Below are 2539 nucleotides of genomic sequence, written 5' to 3' on the forward strand. Positions count from 1 at the left end.
TTTGACCGCTACGGCAAACTACTCAAACAAATCAGTTCGACAGGACAGGGTTGGGATGGTACCTACAATGGACAATTACTACCTTCCACCGATTACTGGTTTACCGTAGATTATTTAGAACAAAACGCAGTTAAACAGTTTAAAGCGCACTTTGCACTGAAACGATAAGTATAGAATAAGATAGAACAACCCATCCACCGCAAGTAGGATGGGTTTTTTTATTGAAGTAAACTGTAAGTGAATAAGGAGTTGCGATATAGTCCAAAGCAATGAAACACATTAAATATACGATAGATATACGATAGGTATACGACATATATACCATATAACCATAAACAAATCCTATATTTGCTACTTATAAATGCATAAGAAATGGCAACACAAAAAGGAATTATTACCCTTGTAGGCACAATTGATGGTATTAACTTTTATATTAGAAAAGGGAAAGCTGTGGCTCGCAAGGCTGGAGGAGGTTTTAACGGAAAGGCGATAAAGAATAAGCCCAGTATGGTAAGGGTGAGGGAAAATAACTCCGAGTTTGGACATTGTTCGAGAGTCAAGAAGGAATTTAGGATCGCACTTTTTCCTTTTTTGACACATTATAAAGAAAGTACATTGCATGGTAGGATGATGCAGTTGTTTCAAGGGATTAAGGATTGTGATACCTCCTCTGTTAGAGGTTCAAGAAAAGTAGGTCTAGGGATTGTTACAGCTGCTGGTTCAGCCTTATTCAAGGAGTTTCAGTTTACGCCTAAATGTGACGTGAGCGTCGTGGTGCCTATGAATGGTATTTACGATGCAGTAGCTTGTGTGTATAATGTGGTGGATTTTGCTATTTCTTTGGTACGGTTTCCGGCAGGTGCTACCCATATGGAGTTGCAATTTGGGGTTTTAGGAGTTGACTTTGATTTGGGTATTTATAAGCTGTTTATGGGTAATGCTATTGTATTTGAAAGAAATGTGGAAGTCAGCAATTTTACTTTGTATCCTTCTGTTATACCCGAAACAGGATTGCTTCGATACGCCTTTCTTGGTGTCACATTTTATCAAGAAATTAATGGCGTAAAATATGTATTAAAAGAGGATGGAAATGTTGGAATAATGTATGTTGGTTAATTAAACTATTGGTCCCACTTTAAAATTTCTGTACTTCTTATAAACCTTACTATTGAACTTAGTTTATTATGTAAAAGGTATTGTATGCGACACGTGTTGTGTTGCTATTATTTGTTTGACTAGACTGTAAATTTGATCGAACTTGTTTTGTCTTGTCCTAAATTAGGTTTAAACGAATATCTAAATTTATTAACCCTCGCAGTCCCGACGCTTCGGGATGAACCCTGCGAGGGTTGGGGTTGGAATACCTTTTGGTAATTACTCTACTACTTTATTTCTTTCTTTCATCAATCTATCGGTTTTGGAGAGGTATTTGTTGCTACGAAGTTGGGAGGCTTCGCAGACCTGGTTGTTTTCATAAAGAATAGGCTGTTTAAAAAACAACCCGCCTGCTGTGTGCGGGTTGTTTTGTTGTTAGTATTAATGGGTAATCAATAGTTTTTTTTAAAAATGTCTTACAATGTCAGGTTGTGAAAAAAACTCCACACTCCAGCGATAGCCAACAGACGAAGTAATCCTTCCACCAAATATAGTAAAATAGTTATTGAACTTTAACTAAAAAAACAAACCTCCTTTAAATCTCCCGAGACTTCGGGATTAAACGAGGTCAAGATTTTATGTTTTGGTAAATTGATTTGAGAAAACGCTAGTTGTGCAACAGTTACCGCTGTTAGTGGCTGTAATTATTGGGTTTTATAATTTTTTCGTTGCATAACCTTTTATGAATTCAACTAAATTTAATTTCAGAAATTCTTTTAAATGTTCTGAATTAAGATGTTTTTTAAATTCACTTTCATTTTCAAAACATTCCCAAATTATGAATTCATTTTTGTTTTCTATTGATTGTTGAATTTCAAATGTTATGTTTCCAATTTCGTTTTTTGTTTGTTTTTGCAATTCAAATAACGCATTCTTTGTTATCTCAATATTTTGCTCTTCAATAACTTTTAAAATTCCTGTTGAGTAAAATTTTTCTTTTTTCTCTTCAATAGGTTCAATTAAGTCCCATAAATTTCCATAACAATCCTCAAAAACTAAAACTTTTCCGTAGCTTTCAACTTTAGGTTCTCTTATAATTTTTACTTTTCTATTTTGTAAGTTTTCATAATCTTTTTCAAAATCATTTGTGTTTAAGAATAAAAATACTCTTCCGCCAGTTTGGTTTCCAATTCGTGTTTTTTGTATTTCGTTTGACGCATTTTTGCTATATTTGAACTTCGTGCTTCGCATAAAGAATAGTGTTAAAAAGCCCACCCGAACTCAAACCGCAAACCGTCAGGCTGTGAAAAAACTCCTTTTTCTCTACTGTTTTACTTTTTAAAACTGCTGTAAACGGGTTTTAAGCCATGCTGATTTTTGATTTACTTTGACTGGTTTTAAAAAGAATTGAGGCTAAAAACAGCTTTATATAGGTCGTTTTTAT

The 2539-nt window shown here is 34.2% G+C and carries 3 protein-coding genes; 2 read left to right on the plus strand and 1 reads right to left on the minus strand.

Going from position 1 to position 2539, the window contains the following annotated elements:
• A partial coding sequence (locus WFZ85_RS15865; protein WP_342697232.1) for a T9SS type B sorting domain-containing protein occupies positions 1–168 on the plus strand: 168 nt, incomplete at its 5' end.
• A gap of 204 nt (positions 169–372) precedes the next feature.
• Positions 373–1116 carry a hypothetical protein gene (locus WFZ85_RS15870; protein WP_342697230.1) on the plus strand — a complete coding sequence of 248 codons (744 nt, stop codon included), beginning with the start codon at positions 373–375 and terminating at the stop codon, positions 1114–1116.
• A 693-nt stretch (positions 1117–1809) separates the two neighbouring features.
• Here the strand turns inward: WFZ85_RS15870 and WFZ85_RS15875 are convergent.
• Positions 1810–2346, minus strand: a complete 537-nt coding sequence (locus WFZ85_RS15875; RefSeq protein WP_342697231.1) for an antibiotic biosynthesis monooxygenase — start codon at positions 2344–2346, stop codon at positions 1810–1812.
• Positions 2347–2539 lie beyond the last annotated feature (193 nt).

The organism is Flavobacterium aureirubrum, assembly GCF_038739835.1.
Classification (GTDB): Bacteria; Bacteroidota; Bacteroidia; order Flavobacteriales; family Flavobacteriaceae; genus Flavobacterium; species Flavobacterium aureirubrum.

Coding starts and splice junctions, on each gene's coding strand:
- WFZ85_RS15870 (WP_342697230.1), top strand. CDS start 373: ATGGCAACACAAAAAGGAATTATTACCCTTGTAGGCACAATTGATGGT.
- WFZ85_RS15875 (WP_342697231.1), bottom strand. CDS start 2,346: ATGCGAAGCACGAAGTTCAAATATAGCAAAAATGCGTCAAACGAAATA.